We start from the raw sequence: 20459 nt of genomic DNA on the forward strand, positions 1-20459 counted from the left end.
CGCCTCTGACGCGACGATTCCTCCCCGTCGGGCTCGCTCATTAGGCTCGCGGGATGAGTGTTCCCCCGTTGACGGCCCTCCCGCTGGAGCTGCTGCGTCAGCGCTCCAGCACGAAGTGGCGTTCCTACGGTGACGACGTCATCCCGATGTTCGTCGCCGAGACGGATTTCCCGCTCGCGCCGGCGATCACCTCGGCCCTGGCGCGCGCCGTGGAGATCGGCGACACCGGATACACCCCACCCCGCCCCGGGATCGACGTCGATTTCGCCGCGTACGCGGACCGGCTGTGGGGCTGGCGGCCCGATCCGTCCCGAATCCGCTGGACGGGCGACGTCATGATGGGCGTCGTCGAGGTGCTGCGGGCCGTGACGTCCCCGGGCGATCGCGTGGTCGTCACGCCGCCCGTCTATCCGCCCTTCTACGACACCGTCGAAGAGGCGGGGGCCGTCGTCGAGCGGGTGCCACTGCGCGACACGGGGGAGCGGTGGGAGCTCGACCTCGACGGGATCGCCGCGGCTTTGGCATCCGGGGCGCGCGCCGTGCTGCTGTGCAATCCGCACAACCCCACCGGCACAGTGCACACGCGCGAGAGCCTGGCAGAGCTCGCGCGTCTCGCGGCGCGCTACGGGGCGAGTGTCGTCAGCGACGAGATCCACGCGCCGCTCACGCACGCTCCGGCGGTGTTCACCCCGTTCCTGGATGCCGCCCCCGAGGCGGCGGCGGTGGGGTATGCCGTGACGAGCGCGAGCAAGACGTACAACCTCGCCGGCCTCAAGTGCGCTGTGATCGTGACCGGCTCGGACGAGACGGCCGCCGTCGTACGGTCTCTGCCGTGGGAGGTCGAGTGGCGCGCGGGTCTGTTCGGCGTCATCGCCAATCGCGCGGCCTTCTCGGCCGAGAGCGATTCCTGGCTCGCCCAGCTCCTCGCCGCGCTCGACGACAACCGGCGGCTGCTGTCCGAGCTGCTCGCCGAGCACCTTCCGCTGGCGCGGTATCGGATCCCCGACGCAGGGTTCCTCGCGTGGGTCGATGTCTCCGCCTACGGGTGGGGCGACAACCCGGCGCCGTTCGTCCGCCGCGAGGCGAAGGTGGCCTTGCACCACGGTCCGCTGTTCGGCGTCGAGGGTGTGGGACACGTGCGCATCAACATCGGCTGTGCCCCGGAGGTTCTGCGCGAGGCGATCGCGCGCATCGGGGCTCTGGCCGGGTAGTTCGGCGTCGCGGCATCCGAGCGCTCTCGCCTGGCATCCGAGGATAGGTAAGGATATCCTTATCGGGTGAAGACAGCCACGCGTCCCGCTTACCGCCCGTACGTCGCTGTGGTGAAGGGGGCCCGCCGGCTGTCGCCGCACTTCGCGCGCATCACGTTCACGTCGCCCGACTTCGAGGTCTTCGGCACGGATCGGCGCGACCAGCGCGTCAAGCTCGTGCTGCCCGGACCGGACGGGACACTGTGCGACATCGGCCAGACCGATCCGCAGGCGATCGACAACGGCGAGTGGTACACCCGGTGGCGTGATCTTCCCGACGAGGAGCGGATGCCGTTCCGCACTTACACCGTGCGCCGGATCGACCCCGAGGCGCTCGAGCTCGACATCGACTTCGTGCTGCACCACGACGCCGGTCCCGCGGGGGCGTGGGCGGAGATCGCGACCGCCGGCGACCGGATCATCGTCGTCGGCCCGGACGCACGGAGTTCCGAGTCCGCGCAGGGCATCGACTTCCACCCCGGGACGGCGCAGCGCCTGCTGCTCGCCGGGGATGAGACGGCCGCACCCGCGATCTGCGCGATCATCGAGGGGCTCGGCGTCGGGTTCGTCGTCGACGCCTTCATCGAGGTTCCGAGCATCGACGATGCCCTTCCCCTGGCCGCCGGCGACGCGCGCGTGCGGTGGTTGGCGCGCGACGATCGTCCGCACGGGGAGGCGCTGATCGAGGCCGTCGAGGCCTGGGCCGCGGCATCCGGGGACGTCCTCGCCCGAGCCGCCGCGCCGCGCCCGCAGGAGCTCGACGACATCGACGTCGACGTCGACCTCCTGTGGGACAGCCCCGACGACGGCGAAGGCGAGTTCTACGCCTGGATCGCGGGGGAGTCGCAGACGGTGAAGGTACTGCGGCGTCTGCTCGTGCAGGGCTGCGGCGTCGACCGCAAGCGCGTAGCCTTCATGGGCTACTGGCGCACCGGACAGGTCGAGCGCACGGCCTGAGGGCTCTGGCGTGCCGCGCGGGCGGCGGGCCTCAGGCCCGCACGGTCTCCGGCTGGCCCAGGCTCTCGCTCACCGTGTGGTGCCGCCCGATCGGGATGACCATGGGACGCCCCGTCAGCGGATCGGGGACGACCCGACTGTCGAGGCCGAACACCTCGCGCACCGTCTGCTCGGTGAGCACGTCGCCCGGGTCTCCGGCGGCGATCACGCGGCCGCCGGCCATGGCGACGAGGTGATCCGCGTACCGCGCGGCGAGGTTGAGGTCGTGTAGCACCATGGCCACGGTCGTTCCCCGCTGCCGGTTCAGATCGGTCAGCAGATCCAGCACGTCGATCTGGTGGCTGATGTCGAGGAACGTCGTCGGCTCGTCCAACAGCAGCACGTCGGTCTCCTGAGCGAGGGCCATCGCGATCCACACGCGCTGTCGCTGTCCGCCGCTGAGCTCGTCGACATGGCGGTCCGCCAGGTGCGCGGTGTCGGTGGCGTCGAGGGCCCGAGCGACGGCTGCGTCGTCGGCCGAGCTCCAGCGTGCCAGGGCGCCCTGGTGAGGATGCCGTCCCCGGCTGACGAGGTCGGACACGGCGATGCCGTCGGGCGCGATGGGCGACTGCGGGAGCAGGCCGAGCACGCGGGCCACCTGTTTGGTCGGGAGCCGGTGAATGGCCTTGCCGTCGAGCAGGACCTGGCCGCGCGACGGGGTGAGCAGGCGCGCCATGGCCTTCAGGAGGGTCGACTTTCCGCAGGCATTCGCACCGACGATCGTCGTCACGCGACCCGGGGGCAGCGCGAGATCGAGGGACTCCACGATCGTCCGGTCGCCGTAGCCGAGCGTGACGCCTTCGGCGTGCAGGGTGCGCTCCGTGGTCATAGCGTGGTTCCTCCGGATCGACTGCTGCGGATCAGCAGGTAGATGAGATAGGGGGCGCCGAGGACGCCGGTGATGACGCCCACGGGCAGGCGCGTGCCGAAGGCGTACTGGGCGCAGAAGTCCGCGACGAGCACCAACAGCGCGCCGACGAGGCCCGCGGGCAGGACGGGGGAGCCGACGGGGCCGAGGATCCGGACGGCGATGGGGCCGGCCAAGAACGACACGAACGCGATCGGCCCCGCCGCGGCGGTACCGAAGGCGAGCAGACCGACGGCGGCGACGATGAGCAGGAGGCGGCTGCGCTCGACGGGCAGGCCGAGGGCCGCGGCGGTCTCATCGCCCATCCGCAGGACCTCGAGACGCCGGGCGAGCACGAGGATCACGGGGCCGAGGACGACGACCGCGAACAGCACCGGGAGGGCGCGGTCCCACGTGGCGTCGTTGAGGTTGCCGGTGATCCAGCGCATCGCGGCGGGGAGGTCGTATTCCGCGGCGCGCGAGATGACGTACGACACGACCGCCTGGCACATCGCGGCCACGCCGATCCCGACCAGGATGAGCCGTGCTCCCGATCCGCCCTGCCGGTAGGCGAGCAGATAAATCACGAGGGCGACGCCGAGCGCCGCGGCCATCGCGAGGAAGGACACCGTCGTCTCGCCGAGCCCCAGGACGACGATGCCGATGACGGCGGCGGCGCTCGCCCCCGTGTTGATGCCGATGACGTCGGGGCTGGCGAGGGCGTTGCGCAGCATCGTCTGGAACACCACACCACCCATGCCGAAGCACACTCCGGTCAAGAGGCCCGTCATCGCCCGCGGCAGGCGCAACTCGCTCACCGTGAAGGAGGCGCCGGGCACGCGCTGGCCCGTCAGGACGCCCCAGACCTCGGCGGGGGAGTAGACGGTCTGGCCCAGCATGAGCGACAGCACGAACGCGGAGAGCACGAGGACCGACAGGATGCCGGTCACCAGGGCCCAGCGACGGCGGCGGCGGCGACGCCCGGTGGTGACGGCGGAGAGCGCCTCGGACGGGGCGGCGAGGGCGGCGGTCACAGCGCTCTCATCTTCTGTCGACGGACGAGAGCGATGAAGAAGGGGGCGCCCAGCAGAGCGGTGACGATGCCGACCTCGATCTCTTGGGGGCGGGCGACGACGCGGCCGACGACGTCGGCGAGGGTGAGGAGCACGGCTCCGCCGAGCGCGGAGACCGGGAGCAGCCAGCGGTGGTCGACGCCGACCACCAGTCGGATCATGTGCGGCACGACGAGCCCGACGAAACCGATGGGGCCGGCGACCGCAGTGGCGGCGCCACAGAGGATCACCGCGCCGCCGGAGGACACCAGGCGTGCCGTGCGGACGCGGGCACCGAGGCCGGCGGCGAGTTCGTCGCCGAGGGCGAGGGTGTTCAGCGCGGAGGCGCTGGCGAGGCAGATCACGAGACCGGCCAGCAGGAAGGGCAGAACCTGCAGGATCGTCGCGGGCGTGGCGCCGCCGACGCCGCCCACCTGCCAGAACCGGAAGACGTTCATGACGTCGGTGCGCGGGAGCAGGATCGCGCTCGTGAGGGAGCTGAACGCGACCGCGGTGACGGCTCCGGCCAGGGCGAGACGTAGCGGGGTCGCGCCGCCGCGGCCGAGTGAACCGATCGCGTACACGAAGACGGCCGCCGCACCGGCTCCGACCATGCCGACCCAGATGTAGGAGGTCGCCGAGCTGAGACCGAAGAAGGCGATACCGGTGACGATCGCGAGCGCCGCGCCGCCGTTGATGCCGAGGATCTGGGGATCGGCGAGCGGATTGCGTGTGGCACCCTGCAGCACCGCCCCCGAGACGGCCAGGGCCGCTCCGACGAGCATGGCCAGGACGGTGCGCGGGATGCGCTTGGCCGCCGCCGCCGTCGACGCCGTGTCGGTGGATCCGGTGAGTCCGCCCCACACGTCCGTGAGAGACACGTCGCGGGCGCCGAACGTGACCGAGAGGACGGCGGCGATCACGAGCACCGCGATCAGAGCCGTGACGCCGAGGACTCGGCGCCGCCCCCAGCGACGCGGGCGTGCGTCGCCGGGGACGGTCGGTGCCGGGGCGAGAGCGGTCATCGCGCCGTCGCGGGGCGGATCGGCATCAGGAGGCGGCCTTCTGCGCCGCAGCTCCGACGAGTCCGATGTACTCGTCGCTCAGCGGGGTTCCGATCGAGAGCGGGCTGGGGTTGGCGACCGCCGCGAGGGAGGTGTTGTCGGGGAGCATCACGACCGCGCCGGAGGCGACGGCGGGGATGCGCGACCACAGCGGGTCGGCCTGCAGCGTCGCCAGGGTCGTACTCGTGCCGTAGCCGACCATCGCGTCGACATCGGAGAACTTCTCGATCTGCTCCGCGCTCTGGGTGAACCAGAACGTCTCGGCGTCGGTGCTGGAAGTCTCGACCGCCGAGGACGGGGTCATGCCGAACTCGCTGAGGAACATCGCACGCGGGTCCTTCAGCGAGTAGTAGCCCACCTGGCTGAGGTCGGTCGGGTTGATGTAGGTGAACAGGGTCTTCGCGCCGGCGAGGGACGGGTACTTCGCCGCTTCGTCCGTGACGTGCTTCTCGAGGTCCGCGACCAGCTGCTGCGCCTGGCTCTCGCGGCCGAGGGCCTTGGCATCCGTGAGCGTCATCTGCTGCCACGTCGTGCCCCACGCGATGTCGGGGTACGCCACGACCGGAGCGATCTTGCTCAGGGTGTCGTACTGCTCCTGCGTCATGCCGGAGTAGGCGCCGAGGATGACGTCGGGGCGGGCATCGGCGATGGCCTCGTAGTCGAAGCCGTTGGTCTCGTCCATCAGGGTCGGGGTCGCAGCGCCCAGTTCGTCGAGCTTGTCCTTGACCCAGGGGAGGAGTCCGTCGCCGTCCTCGTCGCCCCACGTGACCTTGGGCATCGCCACCGGCACCACGCCCAGGGCGAGGGCGGCCTCCTGGTTTCCCCAGCTGACGGTCACCACGCGCTGCGGCTCGGCGGGGATCGTCGTCTCGCCGAAAGCGTGCTCGAGGGTGACGGGGAAGGCCCCGTCCGCGGCCGTGGAGGCCTCTTGCGCCCCGGGGGTGCCGGTGGAGCCGGCGCAGCCGGTCAGGACGAGGGCCGTGGCGGCAGCGAGCGCAGCCAGCGCGCGGAAACGGGACACAGAGGACCTCCTGCGGGTTAGGTAAGGATAGGCTTAGTTTAGATCAGATGCCGCGGACGACCGCAAACCCGGATGCCGTTCCCCTCGTCGAACCTCTCGACGGCGAGGTAATCCCGGGCCGCCGTATACTGGGTGGCTGGCCATCATCGGCCGCCTTCCCTTTTCTTCGACGAACGGACGTCTGCTGTGCTCGCCGTGCACGATCTCGAGATCCGCGTCGGCGCGCGCGTGCTGATGTCGGAGGTGTCGTTCCGCGTCTCCGACGGAGACAAGATCGGCCTCGTCGGCCGCAACGGCGCCGGCAAGACGACCCTGACCAAAGTGCTGGCGGGCGACCTGCTGCCGGCGAACGGCGGCGTCGACCGTGTCGGCGAATTGGGATACCTGCCGCAGGACCCCCGCTCCGGCGACCCCGAGATGCTCGCGCGCACGCGCATCCTCGACGCCCGCGGCCTGGGCTCGCTGGCCCTCGGGATGCACGAGGCCTCGATGGCGATGGGCGACGACGACCCCGCCGTCGCCGCGAAGGCGATGAAGCGCTACGGATCACTCACCGAGCAATTCGAGGCCCAGGGCGGATACGCGGCCGAGGCCGAAGCGGCATCCATCGCCCACAACCTGTCGCTCCCCGACCGCATCCTGGACCAGCCGCTGAAGACCCTCTCGGGCGGTCAGCGTCGACGCATCGAGCTCGCGCGCATCCTGTTCTCGGACGCGCAGACGATGATCCTCGACGAGCCCACGAACCACCTCGACGCCGACAGCGTCGTGTGGCTGCGGGAGTTCCTCAAGGGGTACAAGGGCGGGCTCATCGTGATCTCGCACGACGTGGAGCTCGTGGGCGAGACGGTCAACCGCGTGTTCTACCTCGACGCGAACCGTCAGGTCATCGACGTCTACAACATGAACTGGAAGAACTACCTGCGCCAGCGGGTGGCCGACGAGGAGCGCCGCAAGAAGGAGCGCGCCAACGTCGAGAAGAAGGCCACCGCCCTCCAGCTGCAGGCCGCGCGCTTCGGGGCGAAGGCGTCGAAGGCCGCGGCCGCGCACCAGATGGTCGCGCGCGCCGAGAAGATGCTGTCGGGCCTCGACGACGTCCGTCAGGACGAGAGGGTCGCGAAGCTCCGCTTCCCCAAGCCCGCTCCGTGCGGCAAGACCCCGCTCATGGCCTCGGGACTGTCGAAGTCGTACGGGTCGCTCGAGATCTTCACCGACGTGGACCTCGCGATCGACCGGGGCTCGCGCGTGGTGATTCTCGGCCTCAACGGCGCCGGAAAGACGACGCTCCTGCGCATCCTCGCGGGCGTCGACCAGCCCGACACGGGGCAGCTCGAGCCCGGGCACGGCCTCAAGATCGGCTACTACGCCCAGGAGCACGAGAACCTCGACGTCCATCGCTCCGTGCTCGACAACATGATGTCGGCCGCCCCCGACATCACGGCGACCGAGGCGCGCAAGGTGCTCGGCTCGTTCCTCTTCGTCGGCGACGACGTCCTCAAGCCGGCGGGTGTGCTCTCGGGCGGCGAGAAGACGCGTCTGTCGCTCGCGACCCTCGTGGTGTCGTCGGCGAACATGCTGCTGCTGGATGAGCCGACGAACAACCTCGACCCCGCCTCGCGCGAAGAGATCCTCGGCGCGCTCGCGCACTACGAGGGCGCTGTCGTGCTCGTCTCGCACGACGAGGGCGCCGTCGAGGCGCTCAACCCCGAGCGCGTGCTCATCCTCCCCGACGGTGTCGAGGACATCTGGGGTCGCGACTACGCCGACCTGATCACGCTGGCATAGTCGTCGGCATTCGGATGCCGTGACCCGGCGCGACCGCGACGATCGTCGTCGGTGCGCGGCCGCGATCAGCGCGCGTCGAGCAGGGCGTCCTCGTCGGCGGCGTCGCGATCACGCGGTCGCTTGCGCCCGCGGTGTGCGGAGACGGGGTCGAGCTTCGTCCGGGTCGGGGCGGGCGGCTCCTCGCCGCGCTCGCGAGCTTCTTCGATCTCTTCTCGGCGAATGCGGCGCTCGCTCACGATGACGTACGTGAGGAACCCGAATCCCATCAGGGCGAAGAGGATCCACTGGATCGCGTACGACAGGTGCGGACCGGGGTCGTCGCTCGGCGGATCGATCGGGAGCGGCGCGTGCGCGGGGGCAGGATCCTCGGACACGAGCAGGCCGTACGCGCCGGGCTCGAGGGGACCCGTCTGCTCGGCGACGAGCCCGAGGTTGATCGTGGGCACCTGCCCCGTCTCGGCCGTGCGGCCCGAAGCGGGGACGGGCTCGCCCGGGCGCAGACGCACCATGATCTCGGTCTCGCCGCTCGGCGGGGCGGGGATCGTGTCGGGCTCGGGCTGTCGTTCGCCCGGGGGAAGCCACCCGCGGTCGACGAGGAGGACACGGCCGTCGTCCAGCCGGAACGGCACGAGCACTTCGTACGCGGCCGACCCGCCGTGCGCGCGGTTACGGACGAGGAGCTCGTCGTCGGCGAGGTACTGCCCGCTCAGGCGCACGGGGCGCCATTCATCGCCGGGCGCGAGCTCGCCATCGGGAGGGAGGAGGTCAGCGAGCGCCACGGGCGGCGCGTCGTAGTTGTCGGCGACGAGCTGCAGCTGCTCGGAGCGTTCGGCGTTGCGCGAGAACTGCCAGTTCGAGAGGAACCCGCAGGCGATCGCGAACAGGATCGCCACCCCGACGTACATCGCCCAGCGGCCCGCCGCCGGCATGGTCCGCGTGCTCATACGACGTCTCCGGCGAGAGCGGCCACCTCGACCGGGAAGTCGCGCGCGCGCAGGAACTCCCGCAGATAGCCCACGTGCTCCTCGCACGCCACCCACGTCTTACGGCGATCCTCCGCGTGGATGCGCGGGTTGCGCCACACGATGACCCACTGCGCGTGCGAGCGGCAACCGGCCCGCGAGCACTCGACGGTGCCCTCGGTCACGACCGGTCGTCGCGCGGCTGTTCGAGGCGCGGGGTCTCGACGATGCGGATCACGGTCGGCGCGTCGGCGGCCGGAGCGGCGGCCGGCGATGCCGGCGCCGACTCGATCATGCGTTCCGGATTCACGGCGGCGGACACGTCGGCATTCTGACCGACGTTCGCGACGATCACCGCGAGGTAGGGCAGGAAGATCGCACCCGCGGCGAAGACGAACGTGTACCAGCCGTAGGGCGTGACGACCGCCATCGCGATGAAGCACGCGATGCGGATGCCCATCATCACCATGTATTTGGCGAAACGGGATCCGGCGTCGTCCCGGGGAGCCTGGGGGAGCGACGTCGCTGACTGAGCGCGGGGCGATGTCTTCACGGTGAGTCAAGGGTACGCCCGTCGTGCGGGGGCGGGTCGCGCTTAGGAGCCGTATCGAGAAGAGTTGCTGGCCGCGATTCCGATGCCGACGAACAGGATGATGACGAACAGCACGATGAGCGCGATGCTCACCCAGCCGACGATGGTGCCGGCCAGGGCCATCCCCCGCCCCTTCTCGCCGGTGCGCTTGATCTGCGCCAGCGAGATGTGTCCGGTGATCACACCGGCGATGGGGCCGATGATCGGCAGGATCAGGAGGAATCCGGCGATGGATGCCACGAGCGAGATGATCGAGAGCGTGTTGGTGCGCACGGCGGCACCGAAGGGGGCCGCACCGTAGGGCTGGCCGTAGGTGGGGGCGCCGTACGCGGGCGCGGTGGGGGCGCCGTAGGCCGGTGCTGCGGGGGCTGCGTATTCGGGCGCGGTGGGGGCACCGTAGGCAGGTGCGTCGGCAGACGGTGCCGGAGCTCCGTATGCCGGCCCGGACGGTGCCGGGTACGCGTCGGCGGCCGGGGACGGGGGAACGGGCGGGGCCGGGGGAGCGGGCGGGGTCGCCGAGTCGGGGGTCTCGGGCGTCTCGCCCTCGCTGCGGGGGGCGGGGTTCTGGTCGTCGCTCACGGCATCCCTTTCGTCGGCCCGTCACTCTCGACGTGTCGTTCTCAGGCTTCCAGCGTGCCGTGGTCGTGTCAAACGCGGCGGGCGGTGGGGATCGCGGGGTCGTCGGTAGGCTGGGCCGGTTCCGTCCCTCGCATCGCAGGAGTCTCACATGTCCCAGGACCGCGTCGTCGTCGTCACCGGAGGAAACCGCGGCATCGGGCGTGCCATCGCCGAACGCTTTGTCGCCGAGGGCTGGCGCGTCGCCGTCACGGCTCGTTCGGGCGAGGGGCCGGAGGGAACGCTGACGGTCCGCGCCGACGTCACCGACGCCGCAGCGGTGGACGCGGCGTTCACGCAGGTCGAGGCCGAGCTCGGACCGATCGCCGTGGTCGTCGCCAACGCGGGCATCACCAAGGACACCCTGCTCCTGCGCATGAGCGAGGACGACTTCGACAGCGTCGTCTCCACGAACCTCGGGGGCGCGTTCCGCGTCGTCAAGCGCGCGTCGAAGGGGATGCTGAAGGCGCGCTGGGGCCGGGTCATCCTGATCTCGAGCGTCGTCGGTCTCTACGGCTCGGCCGGTCAGATCAACTACGCCGCCTCGAAGAGTGCGCTCGTGGGCTTCGCCCGGTCGCTCACGCGCGAGCTCGGCGGCCGCGGCATCACCGCGAACGTCGTCGCCCCCGGGTTCATCGAGACCGACATGACCGCCGAGCTCCCCGCGGACACGCAGGCGGAGTACAAAAAGAACATCCCGGCAGGTCGCTTCGCCTCGGCCGACGAGGTCGCCGGTGTCGTGACGTGGCTGGCCGGCGACGACGCCGCCTACATCTCGGGCGCCGTCATCCCCGTCGACGGCGGGCTCGGCATGGGGCACTGACAACCGCCTCGGAATTTCACCGCACTGCGTTCCGCAGCGTCTCGGCGAACGCCGCGGGCTGTGAGAACTGCGGCCAGTGCCCCGAACCGAGGTGCACCACCTCGGTGTCGCGGATACGGCCGAACTCCTCTGCCCACGGCCCCCACTCGGCGAGGACGGCGGGCAGGCTCTCGGCATCCAGCTGTCCCGACAGGATCGTCACGGGGATGCCGAATCGCCGCTCGTCGGTGAGGGGGAGGTGATCGGTGGGCACCTGCCCGGGCACGGCGACGGTGTCGGACAGCGTGCGCTCTCGCGTGGCCGTGTCGAGGTCGGCCACGTCGGGCGCGTCGAAGAAGTCCCACCCCGGGAACGGGACCGTGCCGTCCTCGACGGGGAATTCGGAGATCATCGCCCCCGGGGGCGGCGGCATGGTGTCGACGAACACGACGCGCGCGACCCGGTCGGGGCGTCGGTCGGCCGCACCCCACACGACGTTGCCGCCGCCGGAGTGACCGACGAGCACGACGGGGGAGTCGACGGCGTCGATCTGCTGCACGACCGCGTCGACCCAGTCGTCGATACGCGCGTTCGGGCTGCCGGGCAGCGTGAGGGGATGCGGCCGGTGACCCGCCGCGACGAGCGTGGGCACCACCGCATCCCACGAGGATGCCGTGAGCCAGAGACCGGGAACCAGGATGACGTCCATGGCGCGACGATACGACGGGCCTCCGACATCGGCCACCCCCGCCGTGGGCGGGCGCGGGACCGGGCGCCTCAGAGCCGCGACGACAACAGGGCATGCGCCCGGAACAGGCCGATTCGGCCGACGTCGGCCTGTTCTCGGCGCACCGCCTGTTCTCGTGACAGGAACATGGATGCCGTGCCCCGGCGCTCCCGCGAGCGACGGCCCCGCGCGACGTCAGCAGGGGAGCAGCGCGATGACCTCGGCGAGGTCGACGCGGCCGACCACGACATCGGCCTGGGCGCGCACGGCGGGCTTGGCGTTGAACGCGATCCCCAGGCCGGCGGCCGCCATCATGCGCAGGTCGTTCGCGCCGTCACCGATCGCGAAGGTCAGCCCGATCGGCACGCCGTAGTCGGCCGCCCATTCGCGCAGCGTGTCGGCCTTGGCCGCGGCATCCACGATCGGTCCGTCCACCTCGCCCGTGAGGGCGTCGTCGGCGACGGCGAGGCGATTCGCCCGCCACACGTCGACGCCGAGGTCGGGGGCGACGGTGTCGAGCACTTCGTGGAACCCGCCCGAGACGACACCGACGCGCCCGCCACGGGCGTGGACGGCGTCGATGAGCTCGCGTACGCCCGGCGTCGGCTCGATACGGGCGATCGCGCGCGCGAAGGCCTCGACCGGGACGCCGGTCAGCGCGGAGACGCGCGAGCGCAGGCTCGCGGCGAAGTCGACCTCGCCGCGCATGGCGGCTTCGGTCGCCGCGGCCACCTCGGCGCCGCGTCCGGCTTCGTCGGCGAGGAGTTCGATCACCTCGTTGCGGATGAGGGTGGAGTCGGCGTCGAGCACGACGAGGAAACGAGCAGGCGCGGGCACGGCCTCGACCCTAGCGCGTCACGCGAAGACCCACGCGACGCCCGGTGCCGAGCGCGCGCGTAGGCTCGAAGCGCCCGTGCACGCCGCCGAAAGGAACCCCATGGCCGACGTCGAGAGCTTCACGCTCGACCACACCGCCGTCCTCGCTCCCTACATCCGCCTCATCGGCACCGAGTCGGGGCCCCGCGGCGACGTCATCTCGAACTTCGACGTCCGTCTCGTGCAGCCCAACCAGGGCGAGATCCCCACCGCCGGCATCCACACGATCGAGCATCTGCTCGCCAGCCTGCTCCGCGACCGCATCGACGGCGTCATCGACATCTCGCCGTTCGGATGCCGCACCGGCTTCCACCTCATCATGTGGGGCGAGCCCGATCTCGGTGACGTGGTCACGGCCGTCACCGATTCTCTGCGTGCGATCGCCGAGGACGTCGAGTGGGAGGACGTGCCGGGCACCGACGCCTTCAGCTGCGGCAACTACCGCGACCACAGCCTGCACACCGCGCGCGAGTGGTCGAAGCTCGTGCTCTCGCAGGGCATCAGCCGCGACGCGTTCGCCCGCGTCGGCATCTGACCCGCCCCTTCGGCATCCGGGATCAGCCTTCGACGCGCACGTCCTTGCCGACGACGGTGATGCCGGTCTCGGTGACGGTGAAGCCGCGGGCCAGGTCGTGCTCGCGATCGACACCGATCGTGGATCCGGGTGCGAGCGTGACGTTCTTGTCGAGGATCGCGCGGTGGATACGCGCTCCCGCGCCCACCTGCACCCCGTCGAAGAGGACCGAATCGGTGATCGTCGAGCCGCCGCCGGCGAGTGCCCACGGTCCGACGACGCTGCGTTCGAGGTGGGTTCCGGACAGCACCGAGCCGAGCGACACGATCGAGTCGATCGCGTTGCCGATGCGGCCGACCGAGTCGCGGACGAACTTCGCCGGCGGAGCGTTGAAGGTCTGCGAGTAGATCGGCCAGTCGGTGTTGTAGAGGTTGAAGATCGGCAGGGTCGAGATGAGATCCATGTGGGCGTCGTAGAACGACTCGATCGTGCCGACGTCGCGCCAGTACGACCGGTCGCGCGGCGTCGAGCCGGGGACGTCGTTGCGCTGGAAGTCGTACACGGCCGCCTCGCCGCGGTTGACGAAGTACGGGACGATGTCGCCGCCCATGTCGTGCGCGGAGGTCGGCAGTTCGCCGTCGTGCGTGACGGCCTCGACGAGCGCGTCCGCGTCGAAGATGTAGTTGCCCATTGACGCGAGCACCTCGTGCGGGGCGTCGGCGAGGCCCGTCGGGTTCTGCGGCTTCTCGAGGAATTCGCGGATCATCGTGGGATCGCTCGGGTCGGTGTCGATGACGCCGAACTGGTTCGCCAGCGAGATCGGTTGACGGATGCCGGCGACCGTGGCCCGCGCGTCCGAGGCGATGTGCGCCTCGAGCATCTGCCCGAAGTCCATGCGGTAGACGTGGTCGGCGCCGATCACCACGACGATGTCGGGCTTCTCGTCGCGGATGAGGTTCATGCTCTGCAGGATCGCGTCGGCCGACCCCGAGAACCACCGCTTGCCCAGGCGCTGCTGGGCGGGAACGGATGCCACGTACGCGTTGAGCATCGGTGACATACGCCACGTCTGCGAGATGTGGCGGTCGAGGCTGTGCGACTTGTACTGCGTGAGCACGACGAGCTGGCGAAGCCCCGAATTGATGAGGTTCGAGATCGCGAAGTCGATGAGGCGGTACTGCCCCCCGAACGGCACGGCCGGTTTCGCCCGGTCGGCCGTCAGGGGCATGAGTCGCTTTCCCTCGCCGCCGGCGAGGATGATTCCGAAGACCTTCGGCGCTGCAGGCATGGCACCACCCTAGGGCGCGAAAATCCCCTGGGCTATACGTCGAACAGGGTGGTTCGCGTGTTGTACGGTTCGTCTCATGCGCGTCGACGTCGTCACCAAGGAGTACCCGCCGGAGATCTACGGGGGAGCGGGCGTCCACGCGACGGAGCTGGTCCGGGCGCTGCGCGCCGAGGGGACCGAGGTGCAGGTGCGGGCTTTCGGCGCGGCACGCGACGAGTCCGACACGACGTCGTATGCGGTGCCTGCGGAGCTCGCCTCCGCCAACGGCGCGATCCAGACTCTCGGCACCGATCTCGAGATCGTCTCCGACGTCGCCGGAGCCGACGTCGTGCACTCCCACACCTGGTACGCCAATTTCGCCGGGCATCTGGCCTCGTTGCTGCACGGCATCCCCCACGTCGTCACCGCGCACAGTCTCGAGCCGCTGCGGCCGTGGAAGGCCGAGCAGCTCGGCGGCGGCTACGCGGTGTCGAGCTTCATCGAGAAGACGGCCTACGAAGGGGCGGCGGCCGTCGTCGCCGTGAGCGAGGGCATGCGCCAGGACATCCTGCGCAGCTACCCGTCGCTCGACCCCGACAAGGTCCGCGTCATCTACAACGGCATCGACACCGAGGCGTGGCATCCCGTCACGGACGACGCGTTCCTCGCCGAGGCCGGGATCGACCCCGCGCGTCCGTCGGTCGTGTTCGTCGGACGCATCACGCGGCAGAAGGGGTTGCCATACCTGCTGCGCGCGGCCGAGAAGCTGCCGCCCGAGGTGCAGCTCGTGCTGTGCGCCGGCGCGCCCGACACCCCGCAGATCCTCGCCGAGGTGGAAGAGCTCGTCCGCGGGCTGCAGGCCACGCGCGAGGGCGTCGTCTGGATCGACCGCCTGCTGCCCCGGCACGAGCTGTGCGCGATCCTCACCGCGGCGACGACGTTCGTATGCCCTTCCGTCTACGAGCCCCTCGGCATCGTCAACCTCGAGGCGATGGCGTGCGGCGCCGCCGTCGTCGGTACCGCCACCGGTGGCATCCCCGAAGTGGTCGTCGACGGTGTCACCGGGCGGCTCGTGCCGATCGAGCAGGTGCAGGACGGCACCGGCACGCCCGTGGATCCCGAGCGTTTCGTCGACGATCTGGCGCGCGTGCTCACCGAAGTGGTGATGGATGCCGCGCGCGCCGCGCAGTACGGGGAAGCCGGTCGGGCCCGGGCGATCGAGGACTTCAGCTGGGCCGCGATCGCCCAGACCACCGCGGCGCTGTACGCGGAGGTCGCGGGCCGGTAGATGGGGTGCGGCGCGCGTCCCCAGGGCGGGGTGGCGCGCCGGAGTTCGTCCGCCCGGGCCGTTAGGCTGGGGGCATGCCGCAGGTTCTGGAGTTCTCCGACGTCGTCGTCCGCCGGAACGCCCGGGACATCGTGTCCCACCTCGACTGGACCGTCTCGGACGATGAACGCTGGGTGGTGCTCGGCCCGAACGGCGCCGGCAAGACCACCGTTCTGCAGCTCGCCGACACGCTCCTGCACCCCACCTCGGGTGCCGTGACCATCCTGGGCGAGCGACTGGGGCGCACCGACGTGTTCGAGCTGCGCCCGCGCATCGGCTTCGCCTCGTCGGCCATGGCCCGTCGCGTCCCGCCGGAGGAGACCGTCCTCGACGTCGTGCTGACCGCGGCGTTCTCGGTGACCGGCCGGTGGCGCGAGCAGTACGAGGACATCGACGAGCGCCGCGCGCTGCGGGTCCTCGCCGAGTGGCGCCTCGACCATCTCGCCGACCGGACGTTCGGCACACTCTCGGACGGCGAGCAGAAGCGCGTGCAGATCGCCCGTGCCGTCATGACCGACCCCGAGCTGCTGCTCCTCGACGAGCCCACGGCGAGCCTCGATCTCGGCGCCCGCGAAGAGCTCCTGTCGCTGCTGTCCGGCTACGCGCAGGCGCCGACCACTCCGGCGATGATCATGGTGACGCACCACGTCGAAGAGATCCCCGTCGGATTCACCCACGTCCTGCTGCTGCGCGACGGCGAGGTCGTGGCATCCGGACCGCTCGCCGAGGCGCTCACGGCCGAGAATCTGACGGCGACGTTCGGCGTCCCGATCACGCTGACGCAGGACGCCGGACGGTACGCCGCTCGCGCGACGTCCTGAGCGTCGTCCGCGCGCGCAGAGCCTGGTAGACTCGTCCTTTGGTGCCTCCGGCGCCGCAGACTTTGACCGTCCTGGCAGAATCCAGGGCACCACTCCTCAAAGGACCTCCCATGCAGACTGACATCCACCCCACGTACAAGGCCGTCGTGTTCCGCGACCTCGGTTCGGGCGACACCTTCCTCACCCGTTCGACCGTCTCGAGCGACAAGACGATCGAGCTGGACGGTGTGGAGTACCCCGTCATCGACGTGGAGATCTCGTCTGCCTCGCACCCCTTCTACACGGGTAAGCAGCGCATCATGGACTCGGCCGGTCGCGTCGAGAAGTTCAACCAGCGCTTCAAGAACTTCGGTGGCTCGCGCTGAGTCGCAGCACCGCAGAAACGCCTCTTCGTCTTCGGACGGAGGGGCGTTTCTCGTTTCGGGTCGGCCGCGTGCCGGCGGCAGGCCGAGGTCGGGGCGTCGGACCCACCGTCAGCGGATCGGCCACGCTCCGTCGAGCGGGGGAGCCTCGGCATCCAGTCGTCCGATCGTGACGAAGTACTCGGTGAGGCTCGCCGCTTGCGCGCGCGCCCAGGCGATCTGTCGGGTGTGCAGTTCGTCGAGGGTCGGCGGCAGCCAGGCGGCGTAGCGCTCGGCGAGCGCGAGAGCCAGCCGTCCGGCAGCGACGGCGTCGGCGCACGCCTCGTGGGCGGCGTCGAGCGGCACCGCGTAGTGCGCGGCGACGTGGGTCAGCGTGCGCTTGCCGCGCCGGTAGCGGTCGTAGGTCTTGTCGACCACGAGCGGGTCGATCACGGGCGACGGCGCATCGATGGGCGGGATGCCGTGACGCAGCGCCTCGTGCTTGAGGAGCGAGAAGTCGAACGGCGCGTTGTACGCGACGACCGGGATGCCGGCGTCGAACAGCGCGCGCAGCGCCTCGACGACCTCGGCCACGACCGTCGGCGCCGCGGCTCCTTCGGCGCGGGCACGCGCGGTGGTGACGCCGTGGATGGCGGCCGCGCCCGCGGGGATCTCGACGCCGGGGTCGGCCAGCCAGTCGCGCGCATCGATGACGCCTCCGCCCGCGTCGAGCACGCCCACGTGCGCCGTCACGATGCGATCGTTGACCACGTCGACCCCGGTGGTCTCGAGGTCGAACACCCCGACGACGCGCGCCCACTCGGGCGTCTGGAACATCGGGAGCGGCTCGGCCTGCCACGTGGTCATGCGCCCAGGCTAGGGCGGGGTTCCGACACGGCCGCGGAGGCACTCCGGCGCGGACGGGCTCGCGGCCCGTCCCGGGTGCGTGCCCGCGCCGTGGGGTGCACCGAAAACAGGCGCTATGCGGAGAACAGGCCGGTCTGCCGCGGATCGGCATGTTCTCGCGGCATCCCCTGTTCTCGCATCGGCGCGGGCCGCTCCGGCGCACCCGGCCAAGACGGTGTCACCCCCTCTCGTAGACTCGACGGATGCCGAACCCCTACGCCGCGCTGCTCGCCGAGATCCCGGTGCAGCGGCAGACGGCCGAGATCCTGGGCGGCACGACGGCCTACTGGACGTACGGCGACGCCGACGCCGCGACCACGATCGTCGCGGTGCACGGCTTCCGCGGTGAGCACCACGGCCTCGAGCCGGTCGTGGCGCACCTTCCCGGCATCCGGGTGATCTCGCCCGACCTGCCGGGGTTCGGCGAGACCGCGCCGCTGCCCGGCCGTGCGCATGACCTCGACGCGTATGCCGCGTGGTTGCGGACGTTCGTCGAGACCGTCGCGCCGGGTGCGGTGGTGCTCGGGCACTCGTTCGGCTCGATCGTCGCCTCCGCAGCCGTCGCGGGGGGCCTGGCCACAGCGAAGCTCATCCTCGTCAACCCGATCGGCGCTCCGGCCCTCGAAGGTCCGCGCGGGGTGCTCACGCGTCTCGCGGTGTTCTACTACCTCGCCGGTGCGAAGCTGCCACGCCCGATCGGCGACGCCCTCCTGCGCAACGGCGTCATCGTGCGCGTGATGAGCGTCGCGATGGCCAAGACGCGCGACGCCGATCTGCGCCGCTTCGTGCACGAGCAGCACGACACGTACTTCTCGCGCTTCGCCGACCGCGACGTGCTGCACGAGGCGTTCGTGACGAGCGTCTCCCACGACGTGCGGGAGTTCGCCCCGCGCATCGCCCAGCCCACGCTCCTCGTCGCGGCCCAGAAAGACGACATCACGCCCATCGAGGCCGAGCGCCACCTCGCGACGCTCTTCCCGCGCGCTGAGCTGGTGGAGATCCCCGACGTGGGGCACCTGATCCACTACGAGACTCCGGCCGCGGCGGCATCCGCGATCATTCGCTTCCTGCGCGGGCCCTCCGCCGCCGGTACGCGTTGACGTTCATGCGGTTGCCGCAATTGCCCGAGTCGCAGTAGCGCTTGGAGCCGTTCTTCGAGAAGTCGACGTAGACCCCCTCGCAGTCATCGGCGTCGCACGTGCGCACGCGCGCGTACTCGTCGGCGCGGATGACGTCGACGAACGCGAGTGCGGCCTCGACGAGCATCCGCCGAGCGAGGGGCTCGTCGGGGTCGCTCGCGTGGATGTGCCAGTCCATGTCGTCGTGGCGCACGAGCTGGGGGAGGGCGCGACCGTCGGCGAGCATCCCGTTGACCAGCGGTACGGCTCCGTCCCGGTCGACCGTCCACAGATCGCGCAGACGCCCCCGGATGCCACGCACCGCTGCCACTTCTCGGGCGTCGTGCGTGCGCGAGCCGGTGTAGCCGTGACGCGTCGTGAAGTCCTCGAGATGAACGAGGTCGACGAGGCCGTCGACACCGCTCGTGTCGGACTCGGGGAGCGTGTTGACCAGCTCGACCGTGGCGCGGAGGACGAGCTCGGTGTCACGGATGAAGACCATGTTGACTCCTGACAGGCGGACGCTCTACTGTCACGAGTGTAAACGTACTTCACTCCTGACAGCGGGCAGCCATGACCACCTCCTCCGTCGCCCTCCCACGCCCGACGCATCACGGTTCCACCGCCGTCACGGGCCTCGTGATCGCGGTCGCCTCGGCGCTGGCGTTCTCGTCCAGCGGCCCGTTCGTGAAGCCGCTGCTCGACGGCGGCTGGTCGCTGGGCGCCGTCCTCGTCGTACGGATGGGGCTCGCGGCCCTGCTGCTGTCTCCCGCGCTCATCCGGGCGATTCGTCGGCAGCCGGGATTCCTGCGGCGGCACGGGCTGCTCATCCTCGCGTTCGGCCTCACGGCGGTCGCCGGATGCCAGGTGTTCTACTTCGCGGCGATGCAGCGGATGCCGGTCGCGGTGGCGCTCCTGATCCAGTACATCGCGCCCGTACTCCTCGTCATCGCGGTGTGGGTGCGCACACGGCGGGCGCCGTCGAAGCTCGTCATCGTCGGTTCCGTCGTCGCGATGGCCGGTCTCGTCCTCGTCGTCGACATCAGCGGTGCGCGTTTCGACCTGCTCGGCACCCTGTTCGCACTGTGCGCCGCGGTGTGTGCGGCGGCCTACTTCGTCATCGCGGGGCGGGCCGGCGACGATCTGCCCCCGCTCGCGCTCGCCGCGGGCGGCCTGCTGACCGGCACGGCGGTGATGGGGGTGCTGATCGTGACGGGCGTGCTGCCCTTCGCCGCCCCCGCGATCACCGTGTCGATGCTGGGGCTCGAGGTCCCCGGCATCCTGCCCCTGCTGTGGGTCGGCGGCGTCGCGACGACCCTCGGCTACGCGCTCGGCGTCATCGCCGTGCCGCTGATCGGGTCGCGGCTGGCGTCGTTCGTCGGGCTGAGCGAAGTGCTGTTCGCCCTCGGATTCGCCTGGTTGCTGCTGGGCGAGACCCCCGCACCGGTGCAGTTCGTCGGGGGAGCGCTCATCCTGGCCGGTGTCGTGCTCGTGCGACTGGATGCCGATGGCCCGGCCGAACCGCGCACCGAGACGGCGAGCGTGCCGGTCGTCCCGGCGCCCTGACAGCGCGCCG

Annotated in this window: 23 protein-coding genes; 10 read left to right on the plus strand and 13 right to left on the minus strand. The window is 70.7% G+C overall.

The window, feature by feature from the left end; translation table 11 throughout:
- Nucleotides 1-53: 53 nt before the first annotated feature.
- Nucleotides 54-1211: a MalY/PatB family protein gene (locus tag AC3E6M_RS02825; RefSeq protein WP_490528975.1), complete on the plus strand. Its 1158-nt coding sequence runs from the start codon at nucleotides 54-56 to the stop codon at nucleotides 1209-1211.
- 66 nt (nucleotides 1212-1277) lie between these two features.
- Complete coding sequence (locus AC3E6M_RS02830; protein ID WP_490528976.1) at nucleotides 1278-2207, plus strand: siderophore-interacting protein; 930 nt, start codon at nucleotides 1278-1280, stop codon at nucleotides 2205-2207.
- A 31-nt stretch (nucleotides 2208-2238) separates the two neighbouring features.
- Here the strand turns inward: AC3E6M_RS02830 and AC3E6M_RS02835 are convergent, their stop codons facing one another.
- Genes AC3E6M_RS02835 through AC3E6M_RS02850 form a run of 4 tightly spaced genes read right to left on the minus strand, consistent with a single transcriptional unit; the run spans nucleotide 2239 to nucleotide 6230 of the window.
- Nucleotides 2239-3075, minus strand: a complete 837-nt coding sequence (locus AC3E6M_RS02835; RefSeq protein ID WP_138172443.1) for an ABC transporter ATP-binding protein — start codon at nucleotides 3073-3075, stop codon at nucleotides 2239-2241.
- Nucleotides 3072-4127, minus strand: a complete 1056-nt coding sequence (locus AC3E6M_RS02840) for a FecCD family ABC transporter permease (protein WP_490528977.1) — start codon at nucleotides 4125-4127, stop codon at nucleotides 3072-3074. The genes AC3E6M_RS02835 and AC3E6M_RS02840 overlap by 4 nt, the downstream gene beginning before the upstream one ends.
- A complete protein-coding gene (locus AC3E6M_RS02845; protein WP_490528978.1) occupies nucleotides 4124-5170 on the minus strand; it encodes a FecCD family ABC transporter permease in 1047 nt (348 codons plus the stop codon). The genes AC3E6M_RS02840 and AC3E6M_RS02845 overlap by 4 nt, the downstream gene beginning before the upstream one ends.
- Before the next feature lie 25 nt (nucleotides 5171-5195).
- Complete coding sequence (locus AC3E6M_RS02850) at nucleotides 5196-6230, minus strand: iron-siderophore ABC transporter substrate-binding protein (protein WP_138172440.1); 1035 nt, start codon at nucleotides 6228-6230, stop codon at nucleotides 5196-5198.
- A 186-nt stretch (nucleotides 6231-6416) separates the two neighbouring features.
- Here AC3E6M_RS02850 and AC3E6M_RS02855 point away from each other — a divergent pair, with 186 nt between their 5' ends.
- Nucleotides 6417-8015, plus strand: coding sequence for an ABC-F family ATP-binding cassette domain-containing protein (locus AC3E6M_RS02855; protein WP_138172439.1), 1599 nt, complete (start codon nucleotides 6417-6419; stop codon nucleotides 8013-8015).
- A 65-nt stretch (nucleotides 8016-8080) separates the two neighbouring features.
- Here the strand turns inward: AC3E6M_RS02855 and AC3E6M_RS02860 are convergent, their stop codons facing one another.
- From AC3E6M_RS02860 to AC3E6M_RS02875, 4 genes are read right to left on the minus strand one after another with little or no spacing between them, the layout of a single operon-like run.
- The gene (locus AC3E6M_RS02860; protein ID WP_490528979.1) at nucleotides 8081-8959 is read right to left on the minus strand and encodes an SURF1 family cytochrome oxidase biogenesis protein; all 879 of its coding nucleotides are present in this window, start codon (nucleotides 8957-8959) and stop codon (nucleotides 8081-8083) included.
- Nucleotides 8956-9162, minus strand: coding sequence for a hypothetical protein (locus AC3E6M_RS02865; RefSeq protein ID WP_138172437.1), 207 nt, complete (start codon nucleotides 9160-9162; stop codon nucleotides 8956-8958). The genes AC3E6M_RS02860 and AC3E6M_RS02865 overlap by 4 nt, the downstream gene beginning before the upstream one ends.
- Nucleotides 9159-9530 (minus strand): DUF3099 domain-containing protein, encoded by a 372-nt coding sequence (locus tag AC3E6M_RS02870; RefSeq protein WP_138172436.1) that lies wholly within the window; start codon nucleotides 9528-9530, stop codon nucleotides 9159-9161. The genes AC3E6M_RS02865 and AC3E6M_RS02870 overlap by 4 nt, the downstream gene beginning before the upstream one ends.
- A 42-nt stretch (nucleotides 9531-9572) precedes the next feature.
- Nucleotides 9573-10148, minus strand: a complete 576-nt coding sequence (locus AC3E6M_RS02875) for a DUF4190 domain-containing protein (RefSeq protein ID WP_394529545.1) — start codon at nucleotides 10146-10148, stop codon at nucleotides 9573-9575.
- 148 nt (nucleotides 10149-10296) lie between these two features.
- Here AC3E6M_RS02875 and fabG point away from each other — a divergent pair, with 148 nt between their 5' ends.
- Entirely contained in the window at nucleotides 10297-11007 is a 711-nt protein-coding gene (gene fabG, locus AC3E6M_RS02880) for a 3-oxoacyl-ACP reductase FabG (protein WP_138175798.1), read from the plus strand.
- A gap of 16 nt (nucleotides 11008-11023) precedes the next feature.
- Here the strand turns inward: fabG and AC3E6M_RS02885 are convergent, their stop codons facing one another.
- Nucleotides 11024-11695 carry an alpha/beta fold hydrolase gene (locus AC3E6M_RS02885; RefSeq protein WP_490528980.1) on the minus strand — a complete coding sequence of 224 codons (672 nt, stop codon included), beginning with the start codon at nucleotides 11693-11695 and terminating at the stop codon, nucleotides 11024-11026.
- A gap of 213 nt (nucleotides 11696-11908) precedes the next feature.
- On the minus strand, nucleotides 11909-12550 hold the full coding sequence (gene serB / locus AC3E6M_RS02890) for a phosphoserine phosphatase SerB (protein WP_490528981.1): 642 nt from the start codon (nucleotides 12548-12550) through the stop codon (nucleotides 11909-11911).
- A gap of 100 nt (nucleotides 12551-12650) precedes the next feature.
- On the opposite strand from serB, the gene AC3E6M_RS02895 reads away from it, so the two are divergent.
- Nucleotides 12651-13124 carry an S-ribosylhomocysteine lyase gene (locus AC3E6M_RS02895; protein WP_138175804.1) on the plus strand — a complete coding sequence of 158 codons (474 nt, stop codon included), beginning with the start codon at nucleotides 12651-12653 and terminating at the stop codon, nucleotides 13122-13124.
- Between the two features lie 22 nt (nucleotides 13125-13146).
- Here the strand turns inward: AC3E6M_RS02895 and glgC are convergent, their stop codons facing one another.
- Nucleotides 13147-14391: a glucose-1-phosphate adenylyltransferase gene (gene glgC, locus AC3E6M_RS02900; protein ID WP_490528982.1), complete on the minus strand. Its 1245-nt coding sequence runs from the start codon at nucleotides 14389-14391 to the stop codon at nucleotides 13147-13149.
- Nucleotides 14392-14467: 76 nt separating this feature from the next.
- On the opposite strand from glgC, the gene glgA reads away from it, so the two are divergent.
- From glgA to AC3E6M_RS02915, 3 genes are all read left to right on the plus strand, one after another.
- Entirely contained in the window at nucleotides 14468-15658 is a 1191-nt protein-coding gene (gene glgA, locus AC3E6M_RS02905) for a glycogen synthase (protein WP_138175808.1), read from the plus strand.
- 74 nt (nucleotides 15659-15732) lie between these two features.
- Entirely contained in the window at nucleotides 15733-16518 is a 786-nt protein-coding gene (locus AC3E6M_RS02910; RefSeq protein WP_138175810.1) for an ABC transporter ATP-binding protein, read from the plus strand.
- A 110-nt stretch (nucleotides 16519-16628) separates the two neighbouring features.
- A complete protein-coding gene (locus AC3E6M_RS02915; RefSeq protein WP_138175812.1) occupies nucleotides 16629-16883 on the plus strand; it encodes a type B 50S ribosomal protein L31 in 255 nt (84 codons plus the stop codon).
- A gap of 108 nt (nucleotides 16884-16991) precedes the next feature.
- On the opposite strand, the gene AC3E6M_RS02920 is transcribed toward AC3E6M_RS02915, so the two are convergent.
- Nucleotides 16992-17726 (minus strand): exonuclease domain-containing protein, encoded by a 735-nt coding sequence (locus AC3E6M_RS02920; protein WP_490528983.1) that lies wholly within the window; start codon nucleotides 17724-17726, stop codon nucleotides 16992-16994.
- Nucleotides 17727-17968: 242 nt separating this feature from the next.
- On the opposite strand from AC3E6M_RS02920, the gene AC3E6M_RS02925 reads away from it, so the two are divergent.
- Nucleotides 17969-18865 carry an alpha/beta fold hydrolase gene (locus AC3E6M_RS02925; RefSeq protein WP_490528984.1) on the plus strand — a complete coding sequence of 299 codons (897 nt, stop codon included), beginning with the start codon at nucleotides 17969-17971 and terminating at the stop codon, nucleotides 18863-18865.
- Here AC3E6M_RS02925 and AC3E6M_RS02930 read toward each other — a convergent pair.
- The gene (locus tag AC3E6M_RS02930) at nucleotides 18822-19385 is read right to left on the minus strand and encodes a CGNR zinc finger domain-containing protein (RefSeq protein WP_138175818.1); all 564 of its coding nucleotides are present in this window, start codon (nucleotides 19383-19385) and stop codon (nucleotides 18822-18824) included. The two genes, AC3E6M_RS02925 and AC3E6M_RS02930, sit on opposite strands and share 44 nt — an antisense overlap.
- A 71-nt stretch (nucleotides 19386-19456) precedes the next feature.
- On the opposite strand from AC3E6M_RS02930, the gene AC3E6M_RS02935 reads away from it, so the two are divergent.
- Nucleotides 19457-20449 (plus strand): DMT family transporter, encoded by a 993-nt coding sequence (locus AC3E6M_RS02935; protein ID WP_490528985.1) that lies wholly within the window; start codon nucleotides 19457-19459, stop codon nucleotides 20447-20449.
- The last annotated feature ends 10 nt before the right edge of the window (nucleotides 20450-20459 follow it).

The organism is Microbacterium sp. SCPM-O-B-15248 (M128), assembly GCF_058214835.1.

Bases quoted from the DNA above. Each gene is read 5' to 3' on its own strand.
- glgA (WP_138175808.1), top strand. From the start codon at position 14,468: ATGCGCGTCGACGTCGTCACCAAGGAGTACCCGCCGGAGATCTACGGG.
- AC3E6M_RS02825 (WP_490528975.1), top strand. From the start codon at position 54: ATGAGTGTTCCCCCGTTGACGGCCCTCCCGCTGGAGCTGCTGCGTCAG.
- glgC (WP_490528982.1), bottom strand. From the start codon at position 14,391: ATGCCTGCAGCGCCGAAGGTCTTCGGAATCATCCTCGCCGGCGGCGAG.
- AC3E6M_RS02860 (WP_490528979.1), bottom strand. From the start codon at position 8,959: ATGAGCACGCGGACCATGCCGGCGGCGGGCCGCTGGGCGATGTACGTC.
- AC3E6M_RS02920 (WP_490528983.1), bottom strand. From the start codon at position 17,726: ATGACCACGTGGCAGGCCGAGCCGCTCCCGATGTTCCAGACGCCCGAG.
- AC3E6M_RS02925 (WP_490528984.1), top strand. From the start codon at position 17,969: ATGCCGAACCCCTACGCCGCGCTGCTCGCCGAGATCCCGGTGCAGCGG.
- fabG (WP_138175798.1), top strand. From the start codon at position 10,297: ATGTCCCAGGACCGCGTCGTCGTCGTCACCGGAGGAAACCGCGGCATC.
- AC3E6M_RS02935 (WP_490528985.1), top strand. From the start codon at position 19,457: ATGACCACCTCCTCCGTCGCCCTCCCACGCCCGACGCATCACGGTTCC.
- AC3E6M_RS02915 (WP_138175812.1), top strand. From the start codon at position 16,629: ATGCAGACTGACATCCACCCCACGTACAAGGCCGTCGTGTTCCGCGAC.
- AC3E6M_RS02930 (WP_138175818.1), bottom strand. From the start codon at position 19,385: ATGGTCTTCATCCGTGACACCGAGCTCGTCCTCCGCGCCACGGTCGAG.
- AC3E6M_RS02835 (WP_138172443.1), bottom strand. From the start codon at position 3,075: ATGACCACGGAGCGCACCCTGCACGCCGAAGGCGTCACGCTCGGCTAC.
- AC3E6M_RS02910 (WP_138175810.1), top strand. From the start codon at position 15,733: ATGCCGCAGGTTCTGGAGTTCTCCGACGTCGTCGTCCGCCGGAACGCC.
- AC3E6M_RS02845 (WP_490528978.1), bottom strand. From the start codon at position 5,170: ATGACCGCTCTCGCCCCGGCACCGACCGTCCCCGGCGACGCACGCCCG.
- AC3E6M_RS02885 (WP_490528980.1), bottom strand. From the start codon at position 11,695: ATGGACGTCATCCTGGTTCCCGGTCTCTGGCTCACGGCATCCTCGTGG.
- AC3E6M_RS02895 (WP_138175804.1), top strand. From the start codon at position 12,651: ATGGCCGACGTCGAGAGCTTCACGCTCGACCACACCGCCGTCCTCGCT.